This is a genomic window from Magnetospirillum gryphiswaldense MSR-1 v2 (assembly GCF_000513295.1).
Taxonomy (GTDB): Bacteria; Pseudomonadota; Alphaproteobacteria; order Rhodospirillales; family Magnetospirillaceae; genus Magnetospirillum; species Magnetospirillum gryphiswaldense.
In genome coordinates this window covers 2,538,808-2,559,677 of record NC_023065.1, presented here as the reverse complement: position 1 = coordinate 2,559,677, position 20,870 = coordinate 2,538,808, and the positions used below count along the sequence as shown (strand labels likewise).

General features: G+C 63.3%; 18 protein-coding genes. 9 read left to right on the top strand and 9 right to left on the bottom strand.

All coding sequences use genetic code 11. The features are described from left to right. Positions 1–40 precede the first annotated feature (40 nt). Positions 41–412, top strand: a complete 372-nt coding sequence (locus tag MGMSRV2_RS12080; RefSeq protein ID WP_024080637.1) for a plasmid mobilization protein — start codon at positions 41–43, stop codon at positions 410–412. Beyond that, on the top strand, positions 409–2,181 hold the full coding sequence (gene traI / locus MGMSRV2_RS21130) for a TraI/MobA(P) family conjugative relaxase (RefSeq protein ID WP_024080636.1): 1,773 nt from the start codon (positions 409–411) through the stop codon (positions 2,179–2,181). The genes MGMSRV2_RS12080 and traI overlap by 4 nt, the downstream gene beginning before the upstream one ends. A 141-nt stretch (positions 2,182–2,322) precedes the next feature. Here traI and MGMSRV2_RS22200 read toward each other — a convergent pair whose 3' ends face one another. After that, positions 2,323–2,448 carry a hypothetical protein gene (locus MGMSRV2_RS22200; RefSeq protein WP_277911421.1) on the bottom strand — a complete coding sequence of 42 codons (126 nt, stop codon included), beginning with the start codon at positions 2,446–2,448 and terminating at the stop codon, positions 2,323–2,325. Between MGMSRV2_RS22200 and MGMSRV2_RS21950 the strand changes: the two genes are divergently transcribed. Continuing rightward, the gene (locus MGMSRV2_RS21950; RefSeq protein WP_024080163.1) at positions 2,434–2,598 is read left to right on the top strand and encodes a hypothetical protein; all 165 of its coding nucleotides are present in this window, start codon (positions 2,434–2,436) and stop codon (positions 2,596–2,598) included. The genes MGMSRV2_RS22200 and MGMSRV2_RS21950 overlap by 15 nt on opposite strands. 14 nt (positions 2,599–2,612) lie before the next feature. Here the strand turns inward: MGMSRV2_RS21950 and MGMSRV2_RS12065 are convergent, their stop codons facing one another. Genes MGMSRV2_RS12065 through MGMSRV2_RS12055 form a run of 3 tightly spaced genes read right to left on the bottom strand, consistent with a single transcriptional unit; the run spans position 2,613 to position 7,158 of the window. Then, positions 2,613–4,511, bottom strand: coding sequence for a TonB-dependent receptor domain-containing protein (locus tag MGMSRV2_RS12065; RefSeq protein WP_024080162.1), 1,899 nt, complete (start codon positions 4,509–4,511; stop codon positions 2,613–2,615). A 2-nt stretch (positions 4,512–4,513) separates the two neighbouring features. After that, positions 4,514–5,194 (bottom strand): response regulator transcription factor, encoded by a 681-nt coding sequence (locus MGMSRV2_RS12060; RefSeq protein WP_052588931.1) that lies wholly within the window; start codon positions 5,192–5,194, stop codon positions 4,514–4,516. After that, positions 5,194–7,158: a sensor histidine kinase gene (locus tag MGMSRV2_RS12055; protein ID WP_206777484.1), complete on the bottom strand. Its 1,965-nt coding sequence runs from the start codon at positions 7,156–7,158 to the stop codon at positions 5,194–5,196. The genes MGMSRV2_RS12060 and MGMSRV2_RS12055 overlap by 1 nt, the downstream gene beginning before the upstream one ends. A 215-nt stretch (positions 7,159–7,373) precedes the next feature. Between MGMSRV2_RS12055 and MGMSRV2_RS21120 the strand changes: the two genes are divergently transcribed. The 5 genes from MGMSRV2_RS21120 to MGMSRV2_RS12010 are packed head-to-tail and all read left to right on the top strand — an operon-like array spanning position 7,374 to position 13,689. Beyond that, positions 7,374–9,254, top strand: coding sequence for an ELWxxDGT repeat protein (locus MGMSRV2_RS21120; protein WP_024080635.1), 1,881 nt, complete (start codon positions 7,374–7,376; stop codon positions 9,252–9,254). After that, a complete protein-coding gene (locus tag MGMSRV2_RS12025) occupies positions 9,251–10,015 on the top strand; it encodes a putative Ig domain-containing protein (RefSeq protein ID WP_024080634.1) in 765 nt (254 codons plus the stop codon). Before MGMSRV2_RS21120 ends, MGMSRV2_RS12025 begins: the two co-directional genes overlap by 4 nt. A gap of 23 nt (positions 10,016–10,038) precedes the next feature. Next, on the top strand, positions 10,039–11,670 hold the full coding sequence (locus MGMSRV2_RS12020; RefSeq protein WP_024080633.1) for a TolC family protein: 1,632 nt from the start codon (positions 10,039–10,041) through the stop codon (positions 11,668–11,670). A gap of 1 nt (position 11,671) precedes the next feature. Next, positions 11,672–12,406: an efflux RND transporter periplasmic adaptor subunit gene (locus tag MGMSRV2_RS12015; RefSeq protein WP_011899507.1), complete on the top strand. Its 735-nt coding sequence runs from the start codon at positions 11,672–11,674 to the stop codon at positions 12,404–12,406. Then, complete coding sequence (locus MGMSRV2_RS12010) at positions 12,403–13,689, top strand: efflux RND transporter periplasmic adaptor subunit (protein WP_011899506.1); 1,287 nt, start codon at positions 12,403–12,405, stop codon at positions 13,687–13,689. The genes MGMSRV2_RS12015 and MGMSRV2_RS12010 overlap by 4 nt, the downstream gene beginning before the upstream one ends. Before the next feature lie 5 nt (positions 13,690–13,694). Here the strand turns inward: MGMSRV2_RS12010 and MGMSRV2_RS12005 are convergent, their stop codons facing one another. Then, positions 13,695–13,988: a hypothetical protein gene (locus MGMSRV2_RS12005; protein WP_011899505.1), complete on the bottom strand. Its 294-nt coding sequence runs from the start codon at positions 13,986–13,988 to the stop codon at positions 13,695–13,697. A gap of 38 nt (positions 13,989–14,026) precedes the next feature. Between MGMSRV2_RS12005 and MGMSRV2_RS12000 the strand changes: the two genes are divergently transcribed. Continuing rightward, entirely contained in the window at positions 14,027–16,123 is a 2,097-nt protein-coding gene (locus MGMSRV2_RS12000; RefSeq protein WP_041633553.1) for a site-2 protease family protein, read from the top strand. A gap of 712 nt (positions 16,124–16,835) precedes the next feature. Here the strand turns inward: MGMSRV2_RS12000 and MGMSRV2_RS11995 are convergent. From MGMSRV2_RS11995 to MGMSRV2_RS11980, 4 genes are all read right to left on the bottom strand, one after another. After that, positions 16,836–18,026 carry an IS91 family transposase gene (locus MGMSRV2_RS11995; protein ID WP_024080631.1) on the bottom strand — a complete coding sequence of 397 codons (1,191 nt, stop codon included), beginning with the start codon at positions 18,024–18,026 and terminating at the stop codon, positions 16,836–16,838. Positions 18,027–18,030: 4 nt separating this feature from the next. After that, a complete protein-coding gene (locus MGMSRV2_RS11990; RefSeq protein WP_011899501.1) occupies positions 18,031–18,939 on the bottom strand; it encodes a tyrosine-type recombinase/integrase in 909 nt (302 codons plus the stop codon). Positions 18,940–19,102: 163 nt separating this feature from the next. Next, complete coding sequence (locus MGMSRV2_RS11985; protein WP_011899500.1) at positions 19,103–20,380, bottom strand: Y-family DNA polymerase; 1,278 nt, start codon at positions 20,378–20,380, stop codon at positions 19,103–19,105. Positions 20,381–20,386: 6 nt separating this feature from the next. Beyond that, on the bottom strand, positions 20,387–20,857 hold the full coding sequence (locus MGMSRV2_RS11980; RefSeq protein ID WP_024080155.1) for a LexA family protein: 471 nt from the start codon (positions 20,855–20,857) through the stop codon (positions 20,387–20,389). Positions 20,858–20,870: the final 13 nt, after the last annotated feature.

Genomic DNA, 20,870 nt, shown 5'->3' with positions numbered 1-20,870 from the left:
CCGGCGCGGGCCGTCTTCATCTTCAACGACGGGAAAGACCATGGCCACCGAACGTCACCGCCAGCTTGTTTCATTCACGCCCGAGGAATTGGCGACGGTCAAAGCCCAGGCCGGCCAGTTCAAACTATCGGTTTCGGAAATGCTGCGCCGCTTTGCTCTGGGCCAAACCCTGCCCGATCCCTCGGCCTTCACCGGCGCCCAATCCATCCGCGATCTGTTGAAGGTGAACGCCGATCAGGCCCGCCTCGGCAATTTGCTGAAACTGGCCCTGGATGAAAGTGACGGCACTTGGCCAGCGGCCATGGTGGCGCGGATCGACGGGCTGATGGTCCAAATCCAGGATACCCAGGACCAGTTGAAAGCCACGGTGAAGGAAATCCATCACCAGATTCACCCCAGAGCGGGCCGATGATCGCCAAGCGCATCGACCGTAAGCCTGAAATCCGCGACGACTATGCCAACCTTGGCCGCTATATCGCCGCCGCCAAGGAGAAGGGCGAGAAGCTCGACAAGTTCTGGATCGTCAATTGCGACGCCGGCGCTGATCTGAAAGACCTGGACACCGCCCTGATCGAGATCGAGGCGACACGGACGCTGAAGCCCGGTATTGCCGACAAGACCTATCACCTTGTCGTGTCCTTCCACCCCGGTGAAGAAAACCAACTGACCCAGGATCAGTTGCAGGATATCGAACGCAGCTTCGCCCAGGCGCTGGGCTACGGCGACCACCAGCGTGTCGCCGGCACCCACATCAACACCGACAATTTCCACATGCATGTGGCCTTCAACAAAATCCACCCGGTCACCGGGCGCTGCCACACACCCCGGCAAGACTTCAAGACCTTGGCCAAAATCGCCCGCGAGATGGAACAGAAATACGGCCTGACCGTCGATAAGGGCATGACCGATGCCGGCGCCGAACGCAACCCGGTGTCACGCAAGGCCAGGGACTATGAGGCCAAGACCTGGCAGCAAAGCTTTGAGCGCCATGTGGTCGAACACAAAGCCGAGATCATCAAGGTGATCGACGGCGCCAGCACCTGGGCCGAAGTGCATGAAGGGCTGGCACCCTATGGTATCGAGCTGAAGAAGCGCGGCGCCGGCCTGGTCGTGGCGCAGGTGGACGGCAAGGGCCGGATGAAGGCCAGCACGCTTGACCGCTCCTGCTCGCTGGCCAAGCTGGAAAGCCGCCTGGGGCCATATGCGGCGCCACCCGAACGGAACAAAGCCAATGCCCCGCCGAAGAAGAAGGCGTATCAGCCCAAGCCGATGACCCGCCACCCTGGCCAGAACCGGCTTTGGCGCGCCTATACGCAGGCCAAGAAGCCGGGCTTCCTTGGCCGCGTGCTGCATATCAGGAACTGGAAGGATTACCTGCTGGCCGAAGCCCACAAGGATGCTTTGGCCCTGGCCATCGTGCTGACCTATAAAGAACTGTTCCACATGCTGGATGAGGCCACGACCCTCCAGCGCCGGCCCTATCAGCCGCCGCGCAGCATGGCGCCGGCCTTGAAGACCTGGTTGTCGGCCTCGGCCTGGACGCCGCCGGAAACGCCCTGGCTCAAACGCGATCTGCGCGACATGGATCTGAAAGCGGATGAGCACGGGCGGGTGATCTTCCCGTTTCGCGACGACAAGGGGCATATCTGGGCGGTGCGGGCCATGGATGGCCAGGGCCGCACCGCCGATTTGGGCGACACGGATAAAAACATCACCCACGTGATCGATCCCGGCGGCGATCTCGCCCGCGAGAAAGCCGCCTATGGCGGGCCGGTGATCATCACAGCGGACTGCCTATCTGCCTCAGTCCTGCACAAGGATACCGGCGCCCCGGTGATCGTGGTGCCGAAAACTGGCCATCTGCCGGCACGGGCGGCGGATGTCCGCCTGCACCATCCCAAAAGCCGCATCGTGATCGCGAGCCCGACCCGCAACCTTCACGCCGATCAGGCGGCGGCTGTGGCCGCCGGCGAGCTGGTGGTGATCGACGGCATCCAAGCCCAGGCCAAGATCGTTGCCGATCTCGCGAGCAAACGCCCGGTCGCTGTCAATCCGGTGCTGGCCAGGGACATGGGGGCATTCGTGGAGGACGCGCTGTCGCTGGATGACGTCCTGGGCGACCAGCCGAAGACAGGCCGGCGGAAAACCACCGGTAAGGATAAGGTTGACCCAATCCGATGACGGCTTTGCGCCCAAGCTGGTCATTCCTTGGTTGGCGACAGTTCCCGAAAAGCGGACATAGCATTCAAGATGCGCGCGCTGGTCGTTGTTGGCCCGTCTGGCCGGCGCGCTCACCACGCTGACCGCCACCCTGGCCGACCGTCAGGACGCCCGCGCCCGCGACAGCGAGTTCATCAAGGCGGGGCGCAGCAACACCCGCGCAATGTCCTGCTGGTCATCGCCGGACTTGGCATTGTCGGCGGCATCGGCTTCATGGTGTTCGGCCACGTTGACGGCAACACCGCCGTCGGCGGCTGCATCATTTCCGTCGTCACCTTGCTGGCCGGCAAGTTCGCCTTCGACTTCGAGTTCGGCGGCTCGGCGGATCCTGAGCAGACGCGGAACCTGCTGGCGCAAGCGCCGCCCATCGGCAAGTAGCCCGTATCGACGTGTCAGAATTCCAGTCTTCCGGCGAGAAAAAGACTCCGACCGGGCGCCGCGATAGGCTGGGTGGTGACGCCCTGAGGCAACGGATTGACGTGCTGCTGGTATCGCTTGTCCAGAAGGTTTGTGACTCCCATGGACAGGTGAAAGCGCTCGGTGACCGAGGTGCGCGCAAACAAGTCGAAGACGGCATATCCGCCGGTTGGGCCGCCGGTGTCTTGGCCCGATCCGGTCGTGGTCGAATCGTCTACCCGATGCTGGCCGTCGGCGAAGCGCGTCGCCGCCCCAAGAGTGATCGGGTGGTCGGCGAAAGCGAGCCGCCGTTCGATTGCGGCCTCACCATGTAGGGGAGCGACCTGATAGAGCGGGCGTGAATCCGTCAGATTGTCGCCGTGGGTCCAGTCCAGGCGCAGGCGAAGGCCCAGACCGGGCATCGCATTCCACCGTCCCTCGGCGGCCACGCCGGTCATGGCGACGTCAACATTGCGATAGATGATGCCGCCGTCGGATTTCAGGATGCCGGACTGCCCCCTGGCGCGGTCGGGGGTGATGAAATCAGCGATTCGGTCATGCCACAGCTTCCCGGAGATTTGCCAGGTCCCCGATACGGCAGCGGGGGACAAATACCCTTTCCACCCCTGGGCCCTGCGTTCGCCGCCAAGCTCGATTGCATGGTGCGCCTCGGGGGCGAGACCTGGATTGCCCACCTGGATCAGGGCCGTTGGTCCCGAACTGGCGAAAAATCGCTCTCCGGGGTCGGGCGTGCGGACCAGTCGCCGGACCTCGCCATAGACATCCCCGTCGGCGATGGCGTGGGTATAGCGCAGCTTGCCGCTGAGATTGATGTCCACCGGATCGTTGCGAGTACCCGCGCCGTAATAGGTGTCGTAGAGCTCCTGGGCCGCTCGGTTGTAGGATGCCGCGCTGGCGCCCGATGCGGCGGGCACCTCATGCGCCATGCCGACGGAGTTGTGGACGACGTCGAGCCGAAGGCCGGCGGCCAGTCTGTCTGCCTGACCGACGGGGCGAGTTCCTTCGAGGGCGATTGCGGTCGTGGCGATTTCCGTGTCAGGCAGCCGGTAGGAACTCCGGCCCTGGGTAACTCGGCTTGTGTCCAACACCGTAAGGTATTTCAGCAAGCTCGCATCGAGAATGAGGGCGCCCTTCCACTCGGCGGCCTTGAACTCGCCACGCACATGGCCGCGCCAGGTGATCCAGTCTCCTTCATAGCGAAGCCCCAGGGCGCCCGGTGCGCGTAGAGTGAAGTTGTCCGCAGCGTAGGTGATGCTATCCACGCTGGCCGCGATCTCAAGGCGGTCAAAGACAGAGCCCATCGGGGCGTGGTCGATCCGGATGGTTCCCAGACCGTGCTGGAACTGGGGGGCGTCGGTGGCGCTGTGGGGCGTTCGCGATTCCTCGAAATTGTCGAGCAAGCCAAAAACCGTCAAACCTGTGCGAGGCCCCAGCGGATGGGTAAGCACGGCTTGGGGACTGACGCGTTCATAGCCATAATTCACCCGTTGCCCCGTACCGTCGCGATAGGGATTGGCCCGGTCGGCGCGAAGCCCAGCCCAAAGAACGGTGTCATCAATGGCCTGCCGGGCGGCGATGCCCGAGAAAGCAACGTCTCCAGCGCTTTCAAGCCCCGCCATCATCCCCGTCGCCGGCCCGCCCTGGTGGATGACTTCCGGCGGCGGGGGATGCCTTGGCGAGATGAATGGCGTAGCCGTCAGAATGGACGGCAACAGAATTGGACGCGGCACATCCTCGCCGGCATGCCGTTGCATGAAGCGGGTCTCGACGAAGCTGGGAGTGGCGAACAGCCTGGGTACGGGCGTTTCCGCCTTGGCGGCGGAAATCACCAGCGAGCATATCAGAAGTGAACCGGCGGCGATTCGTGGCGTCATAACTAGGGGATCACCGTTATTGGCGCGGCGAAGATATAGCCTCTACCACGAGCCGGCTTGATCACAGAGCTTTCCTCATCCGACGTCGCGATTTTTCTTCGCAAGCGACTGATGACGGCCTCAAGACGCCGGTAATCGTAATCCTCCTCGCGATGCCCGAGCGCCTTGGCGAATTGCTGTCGGCTGACGATGTCCGGCGCGGCTTCCGCAAGCGGGCGCAGCAGAAGCATTTCGGTCGGGGTCAAGGTGATCCGTTCACCCTTGGGCGTCATGATCGTCATGGTGGACAGGCTCAGGGTCCAGCCCGGCGCGCGATGGTCGGCCACGGCTGGCGAAATGCGCCTGCGGATGCTCTCGATGACGGCACACAATTCCCGCATGTCGACCGGCTTGGTCAGGTAGGAATCGGCCCCTTTTTCCAATCCGCTGATCCGGTGATGCTGGCTGGATCGTGCGGTGAGCATCAAGATCCGGATTTCGGGATGAGACATGCGAAGGCGGTGGGTGATGGACAGGCCGTCCTCGCCGGGAAGCCCCAGGTCAAGGACGGCAATCTCGATGTGATGCACCGCCAGCACCTGGTCGAGGCCGGCGCCATCGGCGGCGATGAAAACCTCGTGTCCGGCCCGCTGCAAATGGAACTGCACTTCTTCGCGGAAGTCGGAATTGTCCTCGACCAGCACTATTCGCATTGGCCGGCCTCCTGCTTCGCTCCGGCCTGTTCCGTATCGGTCGGTAGCCAAGCCAGGAAGCAGATTCTTCCCTTCGTATTTTCCTCCAGTTGCACCCATCCCCCATGTCGTTCGAAGATGTACCGGGTCAGGTAAAGCCCCAATCCCATGCCGGCTTGGCCGGCTTCCTCGCTGCCGCGAACATATTTGTCGAAAATCGTGGTTTCGATGTCGCGCGGAATTGCCGCCCCATCGTTGACGATCGACCAGCACAGGCCGCTTCGGCCGTCATGGAAACGAGGCGAAACGTCCACTTCGATGGGCGAATTGCGGGGGGAATACTTCACCGCGTTGTCCAGCAGATTGAGGAGAGCGAAACGGAGCATGCGCTCGTCCGCCTGGACCGAAGGAAGTGTGGTGCCGGAGCGAACCGCTACCCGCTTTTCCCCCTCGGGACCAAGAAGCTCGACACTTTCCTGCATCAGCCCTTCGATATTGATCGGATGGCGGGCGGGTTCGCTGTAATCGGCCTCCAGGTTCTGGCGATGAGTGGCCAAATCCAGCATGGCCTTCAACCGCTCGACCGCACCCCCGATCCGGTCATAGCGCTTTTCGCGATCGGGCGACGTATCGGTATCAAGGACCCGAAGCGTCTGGTTCGCCGCATCGATGACAGCCACCGGGGTAAGAATTTCGTGGCCGATCATGTCCAGCAGACGCTCGCGCTCGATCCTCATTTCCCTTTCCATGCTTCCTTCCTGCCGCGCTCTTTCAGCAACGGCTTCGGCGACGAGTTTGTCCCGCTGAGCGCGATGAGCGCGCAGGAAAAGGCTTGAATGCAGGATCGCGAAATGAATCACGCTTCCGCACAGCGAGCTTATGAGAGACAGCTTCGTCGGCTCGGTAAGGCCAAGGGCGGCCGTCAGCGTCGTAAAAAGCAGCCCGGCGTAAAATGTATAGGCGAGCGCGATCAGCCGGCTTTCGGCATCCCGATTGCGCCAAAGGGAGATCAGGGGTTTCAGAAAGACAAGAAGTGACGCGATCATCGCGAGCAATAGCAGCGGCGCAAAGGCAGAGTAGTAAGGCGTAAACGCGGATATTGCCGTGGCGCCGCCCAATAGGGCCATGCCCCAGATCACCCGATCAGACCAGGGGAAACGGCCCGGCAGCCGAAGAACCTGGGCATAGAAGCGAAAGCCGAAGATCGCCCCCAGTCCCATCGTGGCCCCCAGCATCTGGTTGGCGATCAGCGGGTGATCGGGCAGCGCGAATTGCGCCAGCAATCCGTCGATGGCAAAAAAATGCACGCCGATCAATGACACGTAGCCCGAATAGGTCAGGTAAATGCTCTGGCGGTTGATGGCGAAGCCGATCAGGTTGAGGAGCGTCACCGTCAGAAGGGCGCCGTAATAGAGGCCGAGCAAGGCGGACTCGCCGCTGACGGCGTGCTCGAAAGCGGAAGGCTGCCAGAAGCGGGGCAGCACGGTCATCGCGCTGGTGCTCTTGACCCTCAGATAGAGACGGCTTTTTCCCGCCGGGATGTGGAGCGGGAAAAGAAAGTTCCGGTATTCCTCCGTTCGGGCCGAGAACGGGAGCCTGTCGCCGGCCGTCGCCCCGTGCCGCACGCCGTCGGGGGGCAGAAGGTAAAGGTCGAGGTGGTCGAGATAGGACGGCATGACTTCAAGTAGCCACCTCTCCGGGGCGCCTTCCGGCAGGACCAGATCCATGCGCAGCCAGATGGTGTCCGGAGTATAGCCAAGCCCCACATTGCCGGGGATCGGCTTGAACCTTCCCGCCGCGTCAATCCCGATGATCTCGTCCAATGTCCGGGTGCCCTCGGGATCGCGGAAGATCGCCATATGGCCGCGCCCGTCCACGTCGCCGGCCCGACCGTCGAGCACCACGGGAGAGGAAGCCTGGGCAGAATCCACAAGTACCGCCAGCAGCCCAAGGATGGCCAGGACCTGTAAAATCACGCTCAGAGCCTTTCGGCGGCAAGACAACATCTGATTATCCCATCTGCCTCAAAAAACATCCTTTGAATGAAATCGTGTCAGCCAATGTCAGCTTCGGTCAGGGAAGGTCAGGCTCATCAGCTAACATCATGTTTTTACACTGTTTTTCATTGCAGGCACCTATTTCGAACAATACTATATCCAACGGCGATGATGGGTCGAGGGCGAGAAGCGGCATGGGCAAGGTTTTGCACAAATCCGGTCAATCAACGGGTCGGGTCTTTGCCCCGATGATGGCGCTTGAACCGCGCATCATGTTCGACGGCGCGGCCATGGCCGAGGCGGTGGACGCGCATTCGGATGGGGCGGATGCCGTCATGCCGGTCGCGGTGACGGCCAATCCGCGCGTTCTGCTGCTGTCCTCGCGCGTCGCCGATGGCGACGATCTGGCGCTTGCGGCCAAGGATGATGTGCTGGTGGTGCGCTATGACGCCGAAGCCGACAGCCTGGATGCCATCCTGGCCCGTGTTTCCCATGCGCTGGACGGGCGGCAGGCTTCGTCCATCGCCCTGGCCTCGCACGGCGCAAACGGCGCATTCGAGCTGACGGCGCAATACGGCGTGTCGCTGGCGGGACTTGCCGGCGACGACGCGCTGCAAGCCTTCATGAGGGGGCTGGGGGCACAAATCACCGAGGGCGGGCGCATCGACCTGCTGGCCTGCGGCGTGGCGGGCGATAGTGTCGGAAATGCACTGCTGGCTTACCTGTCCGACATCACGGGGCGTTCGGTTGCCGCGTCCGCCGATTCCACAGGCAATGCGGCGTTCGGCGGCGACTGGCACCTGGAAGCCGGCGATGTGGATGCGTCCCAGTATTTCCATGCGGCGGCACTGGCGGGGTTTGACGGATTGCTTGCCAATCCCGAAAGGGTCGCGGATATCAACCCTGGCGTAAATAGTAGCAACGTAGGTATGCCGGTCAACGTGAACGGCACCCTGTATTTTAGGGCCAATGACGGCACCAACGGTATTGAGCTGTGGAAATACGACAGGATCAACGCGCCCAGCATGGTCGCGGATATCCGCGCCGGCGCAAACAGCTCTGGCCCAAACAATTTGGCCAACGTGAACGGCACCCTGTATTTTGGGGCCAATGACGGCACCAACGGTACTGAGCTGTGGAAATACGACGGGACCAACGCGCCCAGCATGGTCGCGGATATCAACCCCGGCGCAAGCAGCTCTACCCCAGAATATATGACCAACGTGAACGGCACCCTGTATTTTGGGGCCAATGACGGCACCAACGGTCAAGAGCTGTGGAAATACGACGGGATCAACGCGCCCAGCCGGGTCGCGGATATCAACCCCGGCGTAAACAGCTCTACCCCAGAACATCTGACCAACGTGAACGGCACCCTGTATTTTAGGGCCAACGACGGCACCAACGGTAATGAGCTGTGGAAATACGACGGGACCAACGCGCCCAGCAGGGTCGCGGATATCCGCGCCGGCGCAAACAGCTCTTCCCCTGGCAATATGATCAACGTGAACGGCACCCTGTATTTTGCGGCCAATGACGGCACCAACGGTACTGAGCTGTGGAAATACGACGGGATCAACGCACCCAGCATGGTCGCGGATATCAACCCCGGCGCAACCGGCTCTAGCCCGTCATATCTGACCGACGTGAACGGCACCTTGTATTTTTCGGCCAGCGACGGCACCAACGGTAATGAGCTGTGGAAATACGACGGGACCAACACGCCCAGCATGGTCGCGAATATCGGCCCCGCCGGAAGTCCCGGTACCATAGAATTTATAACCAACGCGAACGGCACCCTGTATTTTTCGGCCGGCGAAGGCAACGGCGATCTAGAGTTGTGGAAATACGACGGGATCAACGCGCCCAGCAGGGTCGCGGATATCTGGCCCGGCGCAACCGGCTCTTCCCCTACCAATATGATCTACGTGAACGGCACCCTGTATTTTTCGGCCTCTGAAGGCTCCAATGGTAGAGAGCTGTGGAGATACATCCCGCCCTCCACCGCGTCATGTCGTCGTCGTCGTCGTCGTCTCCGCCCCCCCCGCCAAGGACGGGGGAGGCCGTCTCGGTGAAAATCCAGGCTCCGATTGCTCAGACAGGCGATACCGGTGCTTCCCTCGTCACCGCCGTGCGGGCACCTGCGGGTGAATTCGCTCAAGGGGTTCAGGGCAATTTCCAGGCGATGCGGCACCTGAGCACGACCGGCGGCAACGGTTTCCAAGTGGCCGTGGGAACACCCTCGGTCAACGCCGTCCGAGACGGTGCGCTTTTCGTGCAAAAGGGAATCCCTGCGGTTCTGCCGGAAAGCCGGATGGTCAATTTCTCCATTCCGATCGATGCCTTTGGGCATACCAGCGCTGAGGCCAACATCACCTTGGCCGCCAAGTTGACCGATGGGCGCCCGTTGCCGGCATGGCTTTCCTTCGATTCTGCCAAGGGGGTTTTTGTCGGTGAAGCGCCAGAAGGCTTTAACGGCGCCCTGTCGGTGGTGGTGGTTGCCCGTGACAATGCCGGTAACGAGGTGGGCACGACCTTCGAGATTCGGGTCCGCGGCGGTGGCGGCGTCATTCAGAACAACGCGCCGCCGGCCTCCGAGAACCAGCCGCCGCAGGGCGAGGTGCCGCAGGCGCCCGGCCAGCAGGGCGAACTGGCGCCCGACCCGACCGCGCCGATCATCAAGCTGTCGGAATTCGGCCCGAGTCAGACCTTTGGGGGCCAGACCTTCGCCGGCAAGCCGACCTTCCAGGAAGAACTCCGCATGGCGAGCCGTCTGTCCGGCGCCCGTCAGGCCCAATTGCTGGCTGCGGCCCGCGCCGTCGCCCGCACTGCGTAAGCACTCAAGGGGATCACTTCGTTATGACCGTCGTCACCACTCGCATGGCCCGCCTGCTGGCCGCTGTTTCCACCGCTGCCCTGCTGAGCGCCTGCGCCGTGACGCCAACGCCGTTCACGGCCGATGAGTTCTCCGCGCGTGCCAAGGCCGACCGCGCAGCCATGTTCGAAGGCCAGGAGGTGATAGCCAAGCCGCTGACCCTGGCCGATGCGGTGGCCCGCGTGCTGAAGTACAATCTGGACAAGCGCGCCAAGATGATGGAAGAGGCGCTGGCCTTGGGGCAGACCAGCCTGGACCGCTTCGACCTGCTGCCCAAGCTGACCGCCAATGCCGGCTATACCGAGCGATCCGAGCCCAACGCCACCCGGTCGCGCGATCTTTATACCCAGACCACCAGCACCTCGAACCCCAGCTATTCGGCGGATCGCTTCTCCGTCACCAGTGACCTGGGGCTGACCTGGAACATCCTGGATTTCGGCGTGTCCTACTTCACGGCGCACCAGAACGCCGACCGCGCCCTGATCGCGAGTGAGAGGCGACGCAAGACCATCAATAATCTGGTCCAGGAGGTGCGCTTCACCTTCTGGCGGGCCGCCGCCGCACAAACCTTGAAGGCCAAGGTGACCGACACCATCACCTCGGCCGAGAAGGCGCTGAAGGATTCGGAAAAGGTCGAGGGCGAGCGCCTGAAGAACCCCATCGAAAGCCTGCGCATCCAGAAGACCCTGCTGGAAAGCATCCGCCAGCTGGAGGCCATCGACCAGGAACTGACCTCGGCCAAGGCCGAACTGGCCGCCCTGATCAACGTGGCGCCCGGCAGCGATTTCAAGCTGGATGTGCCCGCCAATGGCGGCATGAGCGTGCCCGAATGGCCCATGGACATCGGCGCCATGGAACAGGCCGCCATGATCAACAACCCGGATCTGCGCGAACAGGATTACCAAAGCCGCATCGCCCTCGACGACACCCACAAGGAGATCCTGAAGCTTCTGCCCGGCATCACCGTGTCGTTCTCGCGCCAGTACGATTCCAATTCGTTCCTGGTGGACAACCGCTGGAACGATGTGGGCACCAAGGTCACCTGGAACCTGATCAACCTGCTGGCGGCGCCCGACCGCATGGCCCATGCCGACAGCGCCGAGAAGGTGGTCGAGGCCAAGCGCATCGCGCTGCGCATGGCGGTTCTGGCCCAGGTCCATGTGGTGTCCCACCAATTCGCCAGCGCCGCCAAGCAGTTCGAGCGCGCCGACAAGCTGTGGGGCATCGAGAAGCGCCTGGCCGATGCCGCCGGCAACCAGAGCCGCGGCGGCACCGTCAACGAAATCGAGCGCATCAGCACCGAGACCTCGGCCATCGCCGCCGAACTCCGCCGCTTCCAGACCTACGCCCAGATGCAATCCTCTTACGGCAAGCTGCAATCGACCATCGGCGCCGATCCGGTGCCGGAAAAGGTGGCCTCGCACTCGCTGGACGGCTTGTCCGGCGCCATCGTCCTTTCCATGCCGCCGGCGGTGAAGGCCGATCCGGCGCCGGTGACTGCGCCTGAGGTACAGGCCGCCGCTGCCGAGCCGGAGCGGGAGGACGTGGTGCGCGACGGGTTATTCTGGCTGGGCCGCAAGATCGCCGCCCTGGCCGAGCAGGCCGATAGCCACTGACGTGATTAGCCCCATTGCCCTCAAGCGCTGGGTGGCGCCCCTCCTGTGCCTTCTGTCCTTCGGGGCCGAGGCGCAGGAGCCGGTGATTCCCGTGCAACTGGTCGCGGTGAATTACACCACCCTGTCGGCGGAGCTGCCCGCCAAGATCGACCGTATCACCGTCAAGGAAGGCGAGCGCTTTAAGGAAGGCCAGCAACTGGTGGCCTTCGATTGCACCATCCAGCGGGCTCTGGTGGATGAGGCCAGTGCCGTTTTTGCCGCCGCCGAGAAGTCCAAGGCAGTGTACAAGCGGCTGCTGGAGCTCAACTCCACCGGCACGCTGGAGGCGGAAAAATCGGGCTGGGACGCGGCGGTGGCGCAGGCCAAGCTTAACTCGGCCCGTGCCGTGGCTTCCAAATGCGGTATTTCCGCGCCGTTCGCGGGCAGGGTGGTGGAGCAGAAGGCCCGCGCCCATCAATACGTCCAGGTGGGCCAGGCCATCCTGGAGATTCTGGATGATTCCGTGCTGAACGCCGAATTCATCGTACCCTCGTCGGCGGTGACGACCTTGAAGCCCGGCACCTCTCTTCAGATCATGGTGGACGAGACCAGGAAGACTTATCCGGGCCGGATCGCCCGCATGGGCGCCAAGGTCGATGCGGTCAGCCATTCGGTCAAGATCACCGCCGAGATCAAGGGCGACTTCCCCGAATTGATGGCGGGAATGACGGGAAAAATCAGCATGGCCCCGCAGTGAGCGAGGCGCTCGTCACCCTGCTGGGGATCGAGGAGCAAGCGCTGAATGCGCGCACCACCATCCAGCTCGCTTTCGTCATGGTCAACGACACCCGCGCCCTGGCTGAATACCATCAGGCGGCGCTGCATATGGCGGACAAGGGGGTGGTGGCGGTTTCGGGAGTGTCCTCGGTGGAGGAGAACGCGCCCTTCACCTTGTTCTTGCAACGGATGTTCAAGCTCCATGAGGCCGGCAAGGAAATTTCTTCCGCCGAGCGCGAGGAATGGGCGGATTGGCTGCCGCCCAAGCCATTGTTCCTGCCGCTGAAGGATGCCGACGGCAAGCGCCTGGGCACGCTGCTTCTGGCCCGCGACGAGGATTGGGACGAAGGCACCACGGCGATCGTCCAGCGGCTGACCGATGCCTACGCCTTCGCCTGGGCGGCCAAGCACCAATCCGCGCCGTTGTCCCAGTGGCGCCACCGCCTGACCAGCCTGCCACGCTGGAAGCGGATAGTGGCGGCGGGAATCCTCCTGGCCCTGATCTTTCCCGTCCGCCTGTCAGTCCTGGCCTCAGCCGAGATCGTCCCCTCGGACCCGGCGGTGATCCGCGCCCCCCTGGAAGGCGTGATCGAATTGGTCCGCGCCCAGCCCAACCAGAGTGTCGTGGCGGGTGACGTTCTGTTCGAACTGGACCGCACCACCATCGCCGGCAAGCTGGAGGTGGCGGCCAAGGTCCTGGATACGGCCAAGGCTGAACTGGACCAAGCCACCCAGCAGGCCTTCTTCGACCCCAAGGCCAAGGCCGGCTGGGCGGTCCTCAAGGCCAAGGTGGAGGAGAAACAGGCCGAACGCGCCCAGCTCGAAGACCTGATGACCCGCGCCCAGGTCAAGTCGCCCCGCGACGGTCTCGCGGTGATGGACGATCCCAGCGAATGGATAGGCCGCCCGGTCAGCGTGGGCGAAAAGGTGCTAGCGGTGGCCGATCCTCGTCAGGTGGAGGTGGAAGCCTGGCTGGCGCCCGCTGATTTGATCCCGTTGGAGCCGGGCGGGAAAGTGGTCCTGTTCCTCAACACCGCCCCGCTGTCACCCGTCGTGGCCACGCTGTCCTATGTGGCTTTCGAGGCGACCTTGAAGCCCGACGGGGTGTTGGCCCATCGGGTACGGGCGAAGATTGCCCATGACGACGCCATCCCCCGCATCGGATTGAAGGGCACTGCCCGCCTGGATGGCGACCGGGTCTCCCTGGTCTATTGGCTGTTCCGTCGACCGCTGGCCGTGATCAGGCAATGGCTTGGATGGTAGCGATGTCAGCGGTCGAGCCGCCTTTGCTCCAGTTCCTCGGTGCCTCGGCGCCAGTCCTCCGCGAGCAGTCCAAGCTCGACGTTCTCCAGAACCAGGCGGGGAGCCGGGCTGGTCTTGCAGGGGGACGGAACCAGCAGGCGTGCCACGTCCTCGATGCCGCGACGCTGGCCCGGTGTGCTGAAGCGTTCGACTTCGATGGCGATATCCTTGGCGGCTTTTGCCAATTCGCAATCGGATTCGGCCATGGCCGAGGAGGTGAAGGCCAGAAACGCGGTGGTGACTGCCCAGATCCTTCTCATCTCCGTGTCTCCATGGGGGGGCGGGAATGACAACAGAGATGGGTATTCTGCCGACGCTACGCACCGAGCTGTCCTTGCATCCCGGCCCCGCCGGAGCCGACGGCTCGCCGTCCTGGACCATCCGCGACCCGGTCCGCAACCGCTTTTTCCGCATTTCCTGGCCGGCCTTCGAGATCCTTAGCCGCTGGTGGGCCGAGACGCCCGCCAAAATCGCCGAGGCGGTATCGGCCGAAACCACGCTTCATCCCACGGACGACGACGTAAAGGGCGTGGCCGAGTTTCTGGTCGCCAACCAATTGACCCGACCGGCAGGTCCCCAAGACACGCAAAGGCTGGTGTCGCGGGCCGAAGCCGAGAAGCAGTCCTGGTTCCACTGGCTGATGCACCATTACCTGTTCTTCCGTATCCCCCTGGTCCGGCCCGATCACTGGCTCGACCGGACACTGCCGTTGGTGCGCTGGCTGGGATCGCACGGGTTCCAGGTGACGACCATGATGGCCCTGACCATCGGTCTGATACTGGCGGGACGGCAATGGGATCTGTTCGTCGCCACCCTGGTGGACACCTTCTCGCTATCGGGGCTGGTGTCCTATGGCATCGCGCTCACGGTGGTGAAGGTGATCCACGAGCTTGCCCATGCCTACACCGCCAAGAACCATGGCTGCCGCGTGCCCAGCATGGGGGTGGCCTTCCTGGTGCTGTGGCCCATGCTCTACACCGACGTCAACGACACCTGGATGCTGCCCGAGCGCAAGAAGCGCCTTCAGGTCGGCTCGGCGGGTATCCTGGCCGAACTCATCATCGCTGCCTGGGCAACCCTGGCTTGGGCTTTCCTGCCCGAGGGGCCATGGAAACAGGCGACCTTCGTGCTGGCGGCGCTGACCTGGATCTCGTCGCTGGCCATCAACCTCAGTCCCTTCATGCGCTTCGACGGCTATTTCATCGCCATGGACGCGATGGAGATGCCGAACCTGCACCCGCGTTCCTTCGCCATGGCACGATGGTGGCTGCGCAACGTGCTGTTCGGACTGGGCACGCCGCCGCCGGAGCCTCTGCCCGCAGGCAGGCGCCGGGCGCTGATCGCCTTTGCCGTGGCGGTGTGGATCTATCGCCTGGTGCTGTTCCTGGGTATCGCCGTCATGGTCTACCACTTCTTCATCAAGGCCGTGGGCATCATGCTGTTCGTGGTGGAAATCTGGTGGTTCGTTGCCCGGCCCATCTGGGCCGAGGTACGGGAATGGGAGAAAGTGAAGACGACCATCATGGCGGGAACACGTATCCGCTGGACGCTGGGGACGCTTGGAGCCCTCATCCTGCTCGCCCTCATCCCCTGGCAGGGCAGTGTGAGCGCGCCAGCGGTGATGAAGGGAAGCCGGTCCGCCGCCCTCCATTTGCCCTTTCCGGCCCGGCTGGAAGCAATCCACGTTTCCCATGGGCAGGCGGTGAAGCCGGGCGACGTGCTGATGAGCTTCACCGCCCCCGACATCGCCTTGCGCAAGGCGGTAGCCCAGGCCCGCATCGACGGCAAGACCGCCGAGTTTGAAGCCGCCACCCTCGATCCTTTGCTGCGCGACCGTGCCGGCATCGTGCAAGAGGATCTGCGCAAGGCCCAGGCCGAGCTGGCCGTCCTGGAAGCGGAAGCAAATCGCCTCGCTATTCTCGCCCCCATGGAGGGCCGAATCCTCGATATCCTGCCGGACATGCAGCCCGGCGACTGGCTTTCACCCCGCCAGAAGCTCGGGCTTGTCCTGGAAAATTCCGCCCCGATCGCGGTCGCCTATGTGGCCGAGGACGATCTTGCCCGTATCCAGGGCGGCGCGGGCGCCACCTTCTCCCCCCACGCGATGGAAAGCGCGTCCCGGCCCGGGCGCGTACAGCGGATCGATCCGTCACCCGCCAAGACCCTGCCCGACGGGGCGCTGGCCTCCGTCCATGGCGGCGACATTCCCGCACGGGTCTCGGGTCAGACCGTCATCCCCGACGGCGCCATCACCCGGGTGACCATCGCCCTCGAAGGCCCGCCGCCCGCCCATGAGGAAATCGGGACAATCTCCATCGAGGCCGAAAACTCCAGCCTCATCGGCCGGCTGGCCAGGTCGGTCATGGTCGTGCTGATCCGTGAATGGGGGGCGTAGCAGTGACAATTTTGTATTCACTACAATCCGATTCGCCCTGCGCCCTCATGCCGCCGACACGGCGAATGCCAGAGAAGCCGATCGGGCTGCCAAGACCGGTCGGATCCGCTGGAATGACGCCGCGATTGGGCACCGACAACATCATATCCCATTGATTCTTAAACAGAGAAGGTTTGCTGTCAGCCTCCGTCCCTCCAGCGAATTGCCCCAGTTCTGTAAATTGCATGAATTCTAGCGAGGTCGAACAGACGTGGCCATCCTGGAACCCCCGTATTGGTCGGCTGCAGCTACGCGACGCCTGAGAGCTGCGCCACTTCAGGTAGATTAGCCCATAAGGCGCGGCTCGGTCGATGGGGCAGAAGCTGGCCGACAATTCTACGCGATTACCACCCTGAAGCGGCCTGACCGCTTTCGTGAAGAGTTTCGGGCGCCGGGAGGCGTACGAAAGTCTCCGAGGAACGAACCCGCGGGATGCAAAGACAGGCCTATGGGGATTTCGTTTTCCGGCTGGTCCTGGCGCCGGCGCAACGGCTGGTCGGAAGGGGCCGGTTTGACGCGGAGAGATCGTCAGGTTGGGCTGTCGAGCCCCCTTCCGGAAGGCCAGGATGGCCGCGAACCCGCGTGGCGTCGAGGGTTTCGGAGAAAAGCGCATACGGGATCGTCATCCGACGCGTGGCGCCTCGGGTGCCTGGAGTGGTCAGGCCATGCCGGATCATGGCGAACTCTCCCGGTTCGGCAGTGCCGCGACGGGCGGCGCACGAGGCTGGTGTCCCCGTTCGAAAAGCTCGATGACCACCATGCGCCCGCCACAGCAGGGACATGGCCGCGAGGCATCGGCGGGTTCATCCGGGACATCGGCTTCTGCCGGCGGGGCGACGGCCAGAAGCGCGCGAATGCGTTCGAGGCTTGCCTTTCGGCAGGACGCGGCAAGCAGGCCGTAATGACGGATGCGATGGAATCCGCGCGGCAGGATGTGCAGCATGAACCGGCGGATGAACTCGCTGGCAGGAACTGTCATGACGCGTTGCCGGTCAGCCCCCTCGCGTCGGTAGTCCTTGTAGCGGAAGGTGACGCCGTTCTCGTCGAAGTCGATGAGGCGGCGATCCGAGATAGCGACGCGGTGGGTGTAGCGCGCCAGATAGGCGAGCACGGCCTCGGGGCCGCCGAAGGGAGGCTTGGCATAGACGACCCAGCGTTTCTTTCGGACCGGAGAGAGATGCCGCAGGAATGTTCGCCTCTCGGCCAGATGGGCGATAGCGCCAAAGAAGGCGAGTTGGCCGGAATCGTGAAGCGCGATCAGACGCGTGAGAAATAGACGACGGAACAGCGCGCCCAGCACCCTGACGGGAAGAAGGAAAGCCGGACGGGACGACACCCATCTCCCGTCGGGCGCGATGCCGCCGCCGGGAACGATCATGTGCACGTGGGGATGATGCGTCAGAGCCGAACCCCAGGTGTGGAGAACGGCGGTAATGCCGATTCGGGCGCCCAGATGCTTCGGATCCACCGCGATCGTCAACATCGTCTCCGAGGCGGCGCGGAACAGCAGGTCATAAAGCATCGCCTTGTTGTGAAAGGCGATGCCGGCGACCTCGTCCGGCAGCGTGAAGACGACATGGAAATAGCCCACGGGGAGCAGATCGGCTTCCCGTTCCGCCAACCATGTCCGCGCGGCGGCTCCCTGACACTTGGGGCAATGTCGATTGCGACAGCTGTTATAGGCGATCCGCCAATGCCCGCACTCCTCGCAGGCTTCGACGTGACCACCCAACGCGGCGGTACGGCAATGCTCGATCGCCGACATGACCTTGAGCTGATGCAGGCTCAGATGGCCGGCATGGGCAGCCCGGTAGGCCGGTCCGGCAACTCGGAAGATATCGGCGACCTCGAGCGAGGCCCGCAACCGCTTAGCCGTTGGGCTCGGTCTCTTCGACCTTGAACAGCGCCAGCCTGTCGAGCGGGCTGACCACGGTGCGCACCGTCCGCGTCGCCACCTTGGTGTAGAGGGCGGTGTTCTCCAGCTTGCTGTGGCCGAGCAGGACCTGAATGACCCGGATGTCGACTCCGTCTTCCAGCAGATGGGTGGCAAAGCTGTGGCGGAGCGTGTGCGGTCCGACCCGCTTGGCGATCTCCGCCGCCTGGGCCGCCTCGACCACAATACGGTGCAGTTGCCGGGTGCTGATCGGCTTCATCGTGTGCTGTCCAGGGAACAGCCAACCATCGCGATGCATGACGCCCTGCTGACGTCCGAACGCCCACCATTGGCGCAGCAGAGTGAGCAGATCGGGCGACAGCATCGCGTTGCGAGACCGGCCGCCTTTGCCGCGTTCGACCCGTATCAGCATGCGTTCGCTGTCGATATCACGGACTTTGAGCGCGGACACCTCGGCGACGCGCAGACCCGCGCCATAGGCGACCGACAAGGCCGCCTGGTGCTTGAGGCACGTCGTCGCATTCAACAGGCGGGCGACCTCTTCCCGGCTCAGCACCATTGGCAACTGGCGTGGATGGGATATCCGCATCAGCTTGCGCGCCAGATCAGGCCGGTCGATCGTATGGGTAAAGAAGAACCGCAATGCCGAAACGATGCTGTTCATCGTCGGCACCGGCACGCCGGACTCACGCTGCTCCAGCTGGAACTGGCGAACATCCTCCGCTGTGGCCGTGTCGGGCGAGCGCCCCAGGAATGCGGCGAAGCGCCCGACGTCACGGATATAGTTGCGCTGCGTCTCGCGTGAAAACCGGCGCAAGGTCATGTCCTCGATCAACCGCTGACGCAATGGGCTGATCGGGGCGCAGGGAATGGGCGTGGTCATGGGACGGCTCCTCAAATCCAATGAAGGAGCCAAAATGCTCGGACTATGCCGGGCCGCACTCAACCATGGCGCAACTATCCGGGACCGACAGGCGCATCAACATAGAACATCCATCCCGCGCAGCGGGTTCGTTCTCCGGCCCCATTTGGCCATTTGCCCCGCCTCACGCCTTAGCCACCGGCAGGTCCATCCAGTCGCTGGTATAGCTCGGAGAGCGGTTGCCGCACCGCATTTGCCATGGCGCCCCCTTGGCAACCAAACCATAGCCGACGGCGCCCTTGCCCATCCGGTTGTTGAGACCATCAACCGCATTCATCAACGCTTGGGCTCGGGCGCCTGTATCTGGCGGCGGTGAGAACAGGTCGCGGGCAATGTTGGCCGGATCGACCAGATCGATCAGGATCACCCCTGCCTTCTTATAGGCATAGCCGTCGCGCCACGCCGAGTGCAGCCCAGAGATAGCCGCCGCGATCAGACGCGGCGTCGAATCTGTCGCGGGCGACAGCCGCACCATTGCGTTCAACGTGAACTGGGGCTGATCGCGGCGGAAGCGGTCGGTCTGGGCAAACACCTGGAGAGCCCCGGCGACCAGACCATCAGCCCGGATTTTTTCGGCGGCACGGCTGGCGAAGGTCAGCACAGCGTCATGCACATGGTCGTAAAGCGTGACCGCTTCGGCGAACGAACGCGAGCAGCAGGTTGTCTGTTTGTCCGCCGGTTCGGTGTCGAGGGTGTGGACCGCCACCCCGCGCAACTCCATCACTGTTCGCAGGCCGACCGCCCCCATCGTCTTTCTGATCCAACCGTCCTCTGCCTGGGTCAGGTCATGGGCGCTAAGGATACCGTGAACCCCACAATGACCGGCATATTGCCGTCCGATGCCCCAAACCTCACCGACCGGGGTGCGCTTCAGCGCCACCTCGACCCAAGCGGGATGGCTGACCAGGTCAAGCACCCCGTTGGCCTTGGGCGACTTCTTCGCCAGCCGGTTGGCGAGCTTGGCCAGCGTCTTGGTGCCGCCGATCCCCACCGACACGGGGATGCCGGTCCAGCGTTTGACCGTCGCCCGAACATGCTGGCACCATTGGGTAAGGTCGGGCACCGATAACCCGTCGAGATCAAGGAAGCACTCGTCGATGGAATAGACTTCGGCGCCGGGGGCGAAGGTGGCCAGCACGGACATCACCCGCTCGGACATGTCGCCGTACAAGGCATAATTGGATGATTGCATGATCAGGCCGTGCCGCTCGACCAGATGCCGAAGCTTGAACGCCGGCTCACCCATTGGGACACCAATGGCCTTGGCTTCGGCGGAACGCGCCACCGCACAGCCATCGTTGTTGGATAGAACGACGACGGGCTTGCCCTCAAGGGCCGGATTGAACACCCGCTCGCAGGATACATAGAAATTGTTGCAATCGACCAAGGCGAAGATGGCCATGGCGGGTCAGCGTCGGGCTATGGTCGAAACGGCGAAGGTGACGACGCCCCAAATCTGAACCCCGTCCTCCTGGTTGAGGGGGAAGCTGGGATAATCCGGATTGGCGGGGGCGAGCTCCCATCCCTCGGTGGTCTTGCGCAGGGTCTTGACCGTCAGGCCGCCGTCCAGCGTGGCGACGACGATGTCGCCGTCCTGCGGTTGGACCGAGCGATCAACCACCAGCAGATCGCCGCTGTGAATTCCCGCCCCGGTCATTGAGTCGCCATCGGCTCGGCAGAAGAAGGTTGCGGCGGGGCGCTTCACCATCAGCTCATGCAGGTCGAGCTTGCCTTCCAAATGATCGTCCGCCGGAGAGGGGAACCCCGCCGGGACCAAAGCCGAATAGATGGGTGCCGCGCCATCAGCAGGAACGAAGGCGCGGGAGGATGCCAGACGAGTGCCGGGCGGTAACGGGGCGTTGTCGCGTCGTGAGAACATAGAGGGAACAATA